This window comes from Microcoleus sp. D3_18_C4, assembly GCF_036702355.1.
Classification (GTDB): Bacteria; Cyanobacteriota; Cyanobacteriia; order Cyanobacteriales; family Microcoleaceae; genus Microcoleus.
In genome coordinates this window covers 133,060-139,376 of the sequence record NZ_JAUBTF010000015.1, presented here as the reverse complement: position 1 = coordinate 139,376, position 6,317 = coordinate 133,060, and the positions used below count along the sequence as shown (strand labels likewise).

Annotated in this window: 4 protein-coding genes; 3 read left to right on the top strand and 1 reads right to left on the bottom strand. The window is 50.1% G+C overall.

Features of this window, described 5'->3' with window-relative positions:
- Positions 1-1,111 precede the first annotated feature (1,111 nt).
- On the top strand, positions 1,112-2,746 hold the full coding sequence (locus QUA90_RS10580) for an MBL fold metallo-hydrolase (RefSeq protein ID WP_333445360.1): 1,635 nt from the start codon (positions 1,112-1,114) through the stop codon (positions 2,744-2,746).
- 331 nt (positions 2,747-3,077) lie between these two features.
- Here the strand turns inward: QUA90_RS10580 and QUA90_RS10575 are convergent, their stop codons facing one another.
- Positions 3,078-3,389 (bottom strand): DUF6679 family protein, encoded by a 312-nt coding sequence (locus QUA90_RS10575; RefSeq protein ID WP_006633466.1) that lies wholly within the window; start codon positions 3,387-3,389, stop codon positions 3,078-3,080.
- Between the two features lie 595 nt (positions 3,390-3,984).
- On the opposite strand from QUA90_RS10575, the gene QUA90_RS10570 reads away from it, so the two are divergent.
- Both QUA90_RS10570 and QUA90_RS10565 read left to right on the top strand, forming a co-directional pair.
- Positions 3,985-4,140: a hypothetical protein gene (locus QUA90_RS10570; RefSeq protein ID WP_333445356.1), complete on the top strand. Its 156-nt coding sequence runs from the start codon at positions 3,985-3,987 to the stop codon at positions 4,138-4,140.
- Positions 4,141-4,152: 12 nt separating this feature from the next.
- Positions 4,153-6,228 (top strand): CapA family protein, encoded by a 2,076-nt coding sequence (locus QUA90_RS10565; RefSeq protein WP_333445354.1) that lies wholly within the window; start codon positions 4,153-4,155, stop codon positions 6,226-6,228.
- Positions 6,229-6,317: the final 89 nt, after the last annotated feature.

Below are 6,317 nucleotides of genomic sequence, written 5' to 3'. Positions count from 1 at the left end.
TTTTAAACTACGACTCATAAACGCACCATAAAAGCTATCTCTCTATTATATGCAACTTCACATAAAATTGGTATTAGTGGTATTTTTACAGGATGAATATCCTCTATTGTCTGGGGATTTATGTGGCTATGTTTGAGGTTCAACAAAAAAACCCATCGTTTTGCCCCCTAGTCAATGAGCGGAGTAAACAAACCTATTATGGGGGAGTCAGTCGATGTGAGATTTGAGACTTCGGCGAGCACTCAGCCGAGCCGTCTCGCCGCGCTCAGGCGTTTGGCGAGCACTCAGCCGAGTCGGGTTGAGTCGAACGATTTGAGATTTACTTCACAGATGAATCTGGAGCTTGAACAAGAGTCTAAAACTTTAGGCGGCAGGCGATGCCTGTCGGAAATTTATATCCGTTTTTGGGTGGGGTCAAAAAGCCATTGACACTCTCTCCTCGATAGCCACAAGGTTTGCTTAGAAGAATGTATCAAACTTTTACAAAGAAACCGAGCAAACTCATAAAGTCTCTCTCTGCCCTGACAAAAGCAGTTAGCTAGCACGATGCTGGTTCTCCGTTTTTCAGATTGGACTATACACGACCCTCAAAACCCTAAAAATGAAGAATTGTAAAGTTTTATCAAGATGTTTGGTCATCTGAATTAAAATCTTCTCATAAAAAAGATTACCTTTTAGCAGGCGCAAATTGTGGAAAAAGGTTTAAAACTCAGAATATGAGATCGAGCTCGCTGCTCTTACATGGTGCAATAAAATGTAACTTTTGATGCAAGAACCAGTAGCCTGAACTTTGTCCAAGGCCGAATGCCCGTCCGGCCAATGCCTTCGGAAAATCGCTTTCTGGGCGCTGCATCAAATCTTAAGTGCAATTACTTTCCTTGCACGAGAGCCGGAGCCTTCGAGCAAACATTTAACTCCAGGGCTTACGCACCACAACTTTAGATAAACCGGGTTTTTTTACCGGGAGCGAGGGCGGCAACAAACTGTTTTCGTCCATCAAATCCGGTTTCTGCGTCCGAGACTGAACTTGATCGAATGAATGCAGTCGCAACCAATGTTTAAATGTGGCGATACTGCAAGTTGCGTGCAAAGCAGGGAGCTAACCGCAGTGATGGATCTCGATTGTTTACCTTACGGCGCAGGCCACGCACAGGAAGGGGTCTGTCTGCTAGTCCGAATGGGGCCGCACCGCATTTTACTCGACTGCGGTATAGAGGATATTGAACCGCTGTCAGCAACACTAAATCGATCGCTGCCAGCCGATTTTGTGGTGTGTACCCACGCCCACTCCGATCATGCCAGAGGCTTGCTAGCACTCCATCAATCTTTCCCCCACTTGCCAATTTACGCCAGCGAAGTGACCGCGCGCCTGCTACCGCTCAACTGGCCAGAACTGGCTCAGCAGCCAGAGTCCCGGTTCTGTCAGGGACTGCCCTGGCAGTCGCCGCTCGAAGTGCGCCCAGGACTGAGCGTGCAGTTGTTCCCATCGGGCCATTTGCCCGGAGCAGCGACTGTGCTGCTGACTTATGCCGCCCCGCACCGCACCTACACAGTGGTTTACACCGGCGACTTTTTCCTGTCCAATTCTCGTTTGGTGGAAGGTTTGCCCCTGGGAGAACTCAGGGGCATGAAGCCGGATGTGTTAATTTTGGAAGGCAGTTACGGCACGGCGCGCCACCCTCACCGCCGACAACTAGAAAATCAGTTAGCCGATCGCATCCACCGCGCCATCACCGACGGGTACTCGGTACTGCTGCCCGCGCCGGCCCTCGGTTTGGGTCAAGAACTGCTGATGCTGCTCCGCAGCCACCACTACTTCACTGGCCGCGACTTAGATATTTGGGTAGATGGCACTGTCGCCGACGGGTGCGACGCTTATCTGGAACTGTTACCCCAATTTCCCACCGCCGTCCAAAATTTTGCTTTGCACCAACCTTTGTTTTGGGACGAAAGGGTGAAACCCCGCGTCCGCCGGCTGTCTGCCGAACAACGCCCCGGATTGGGAGCCACGCCCTGTATTGTGATTACTGACCAAATAGCTGATTTGGCTTTGTATGTTACCGATGGCACAAATCCTTGGATTTTGCTCGCGCCTCAAAAACCAGGATATCCCGTCAGCGACTGGCTGGGCAACAGACCCCTATCTGGAGTCACAAGTGTCGAAACTTATCTGCTAGCAGAACACTGCGACGGGCCGGGGACTACCCAACTCATCCACAATTTGCGTCCCCAGCACGTAATTTTACTCCACGGTTCCCCTGCATATTTGGCTGACTTGGCTAACTTGGACGAGCTGCGAAACCGCTACCAGTTGCACACTCCGGCGGCCGGAACACTGGTCGAATTGCCGATCGGGGAAATGTTTTTGCAGCCCGCTATCCCAGAAACCAACTATGAGGGAGAACTCAGCGAATTGGGGACAGAGGTAGCAATTAGCTTGCCGAGTCCGATTACAGCCGATCCTCGGTGGGCCAATTTTGCCGATACCGGTTTGGTAGAAGCGCGCTGGCAAGGCGAAGAACTGGTACTGCGCGGCATCTCCCAGCGGGAACTCCTTTTTCAAGGCAGCGCCGTTCAGGCCAACCTTGAATGCTGTGGCAATTGCCAGCACTACCGCAGCCAGCGCTGTTGGAACCAGTCCAGTGCTTTGTTTGGTTTTAAAGTTACCCCCGACGGTTTCTGTCCGGTGTTTAAAGCGATACCGGAGTCCGAACTTTTCCTAGATGGGGAAACAGAGGGCGAATAAGCTGTCGGGCACCGAGAAACCAGCCGGCAGGCAAAGACAACAAAAGAACAGCCCTGGACGAACCCAGACAAAAAAGCCGGTTTCAGCAGGGGTAAGGTGTCGCGTATTGAATTTTTAAACTACTGTGTACTTACGCTCTTGTGGGGAGTAGGGGTTGGGTAGGAGATTCCGCCATCAAGCTTAAATTTAAAGGCAAAATAGCTTATGTGGTCACAACCCAGAATATGTTTGGCCTAAACCGGGTTTGTTGCATACTTTCTCCACAAAAAAGGGAGAAAAGTCGTTTTCTTTTCCCCCAAGTTTTCCTTGTGCCTCAAGCGCGAGCTCAAAACTATTCCAAATTCGAGTCTGGGTAGTGATTGCGAATTTGTTCGGCTTCGGGACAATCGTCAGAAACTAGGGGTTCGCAGTTAGTTCGGGATACCGAAGCCAACTTCTGGGATACAGCTCCAATACTTTCAAGACGCACCATTTCTTCCCAGGAGCTGATTTCGTCTTCTTCGTCGGTTTCGTAGCGCAGCGTGACTAGATCCCCTTCAATATCTAGGATACGAGCGCGCTCTATCCAACGTTGCTGATCTCGAAGAAAAATAGAAACCTCACGACCATCACAACAGAGTTGATAGATTTTGCGCTGTAGCATTTGTCAGTTCTCCTGCGCAGTGTAACTTGCTTAAAATATGGTCTGTTTACCGTAACGTACTTTGGGTTTTACATCGGAAGGCACAGCCGTATGGACTGGCCAGTTTCACGTTTTCCGCAACTTTTGTACCGATGGGAGTTACCAAATTCGATTTTACCACCAAATCTATCTAGTACGCCATTTATCCAATTACAGGTTTTGCAGTCAGTGGCATCCCTCGTGAGAGGCATTTGCCAGCATAGATCGAAGCATTAGGAGTTGACGACGGCAGGCGATTAACAGCGACAATAACAACAGACTCTGCCTCAAAAATCTCGCTCTCTTATGCCTCAAGTCCCCCATAAACCTATTGTTTCGACGTTTGTTCGATCGTCCAGTAACGCAGTCAAGGCTCAATCTCAAATCTCAAATCTCGAAGCGAAAGCTCTAAAGCGACACTCAAACAGCGACAATAAAAACAGGCTCTGCCTCATAAATCTCCCTCTTTTCTACCTCAACTCCCCCAGAAACCATTTGTTTCGACTTTTGTTCTGACCCCGAGTACCATCTGTGAACTCAATCTAAAATCTAAAATCTAAAATCGATTGACAGGAGTGTGATAAAAATCACTGACAGCAGGCAGCCCCTAAATGTAGAAAATGGTGGCGGCCAACAACTAGCTTCAAAACGGGCAGCGGAACCTGTGGCGGTTAAGCTAAAAGAATTGCGGTTCCGTTCAAAACATATTGGAGTTATTGCTCGTGCGTATTAAGGAGGCTAATTGATGGTGTACGCAGAAAATTGGTCGCAGCCGTCTATCTTGGAGCTAGCGAGATCGGGCAACTTTCAAGCCCTGAATTACTGGATTGACAGCTTGCTGCGACCCGAAGGGATTTATGCCCGCGTCGAACAGGCTCAGGCCGGCTGCGTCCAAATCCTCGTAGAATTTCAGCGCGAATTTGCGGCAGATACTACATTACTAGGGAGCACTCTCCGAGAAGGCTTAGTCAAATTTATTTGCCACCAACTCTGGAGACTCAACTCGCCAGCAGTAGAAGGAGTGCGAATTCACGCGCGCTTGGCTGGAGAACCAGAAATTCTCTGGAAACAGTCAGTGCGAATTGTCACTCCGGCAAACCGCGATCGGCGGCGTTACCGTTCCCTACCGGTCGTCGATTGGGTTAAATTTAAAACGTATCGTTCTCTGCTGCTAGTGGGATCGGCACTTGCCTCATTTATTTTAGGGTGTTGGGTCAGCTACCATGAAGCCCTGACCCTGCAGTCAGTATCTCCAGTATCCGGCTACCAGCAAGCTGCTTTAATTTCGGGACCGCCTCCAAAACGTGGGGATACGGTGCAAGCGGCCTTAGAAGTGGTACCCGTAGTACAGCAAAAGCAAGTTGCTAATCCTTACGACCCAACAGTAACGCTGATGTTCGGAGGAAATGTGAATCTATCGGATGCGCTCGGAGCATCTGCTGCCAACGATCACCAATGGGCTTTCGCCAATATGGACGAGTATCGGCAAGCAGATGTGGCGATGGTTAACCTAGAAAACTCCCTGACTCGCTCTACATTGGGCTCTGCCAAAAAACAATTAAATTTTAAAGCCGATCCAGAATCGGTGAAAGTATTAACAGCCGGAGGAGTGGATATTGTCAATCTGGCAAATAGCCGCGCTATGGATTACGAGGAACCGGGGCTGGTGGAGACTATGAATACTCTAGATAATAGTGGGATTCAACACCTGGGAGCCGGCAGAGATATTAAAGAAGCGAGGCGTCCAGATATTATTGAAGTTAAGGGTCAGCGGATTGCCTACCTCGGTTATTACGATGCTGAGCTTAACGTTGCCGACCAAGGGAAAGCGGGCACTAATCCCCGCCGCAACAATCGCGTGGCCGAGGATATTCGAGCTCTTAGGGGTCAGGTAGACTGGATTATTGTTAATTACCACTGGGGAGTCGAATTGGCTGATTATCCGGGGGACTGGCAGATTGATTTGGCTCGGTTCACGATCGACCAAGGAGCTGATTTGGTAGTGGGACACCATCCCCAGGTATTGCAAGGTGCAGAAATTTATAAGGGCCGCCCGATAGTGTACTCGCTGGGTAATTTTATATTCGGCGGAAATGCTCGCAGGGATTACGATACCGCAGTCCTGAAAGTATCGCTCAAAGACAGGAATATGAAGGTAGAGTTTCTGCCTGTGGAGGTGAAAAAGTTTCAGCCGAAGGTGGTGAAGGGAGCCGCTGCAGATCGCATCCTCAAACGCGTCGAGCAAATTTCTAGTATTTTCGATCGACCGATGGGATCTTCTGTAGTTCTCGATGCCCTAGTCCAGCCAGGAGCCACACTAAAAACTCCAAATTCTCCATTGCCAGGAGCAGCAAAGAGCGGTACATACCAGCGCGGGCGAGGTTCCGGGGGAACCTCCGGTGAAAGCAATCTCCAAGGCCCCGGACAACCCAAACCTACTTTGATTTTGCCGACTTTGCCGGCTGCGCCCCAACAGCCGGACAACTCCTCATTTTTCCCAAACGGGACAGGGCCTGCAATTGAGTCAAACCCGCCTCCGAATCAAAATTTGCCGCCGCGCATCTACCCCACTCAACCTCAAAATCCCAGCCGGGAACCAGAGCCGTTTACAAAAGAGCCATTCATCAAAGAACCGTTTATTTCGCCCCCATCTCCCAGTCAAGGAGCAGTGCCGAGTCCCCAAAGCTATCTTCCCTCCAAAGCTGTATCTTTTGAAGTCGCACTCAAAAAGCAGCCGGCCTCCGCGATCGTTCCAGCTACCCTCAGCAACCGCTCCAAGCACCGGATCGCCCTGCCTCCTATAGCTGGGAGCATTGGTTAGCCGATGGGGGTTGGCGAGGATGCAGGGGGAGGATAGGGGCGGTAATGGGTGAACATCAAGATAATAGCGACCAATTATTAACGATCGAT

What these genes read in the sequence shown, in the direction of transcription:
- QUA90_RS10580 (WP_333445360.1), top strand. Translation starts at nt 1,112, where the DNA reads ATGGATCTCGATTGTTTACCTTACGGCGCAGGCCACGCACAGGAAGGG.
- QUA90_RS10575 (WP_006633466.1), bottom strand. Translation starts at nt 3,389, where the DNA reads ATGCTACAGCGCAAAATCTATCAACTCTGTTGTGATGGTCGTGAGGTT.
- QUA90_RS10565 (WP_333445354.1), top strand. Translation starts at nt 4,153, where the DNA reads ATGGTGTACGCAGAAAATTGGTCGCAGCCGTCTATCTTGGAGCTAGCG.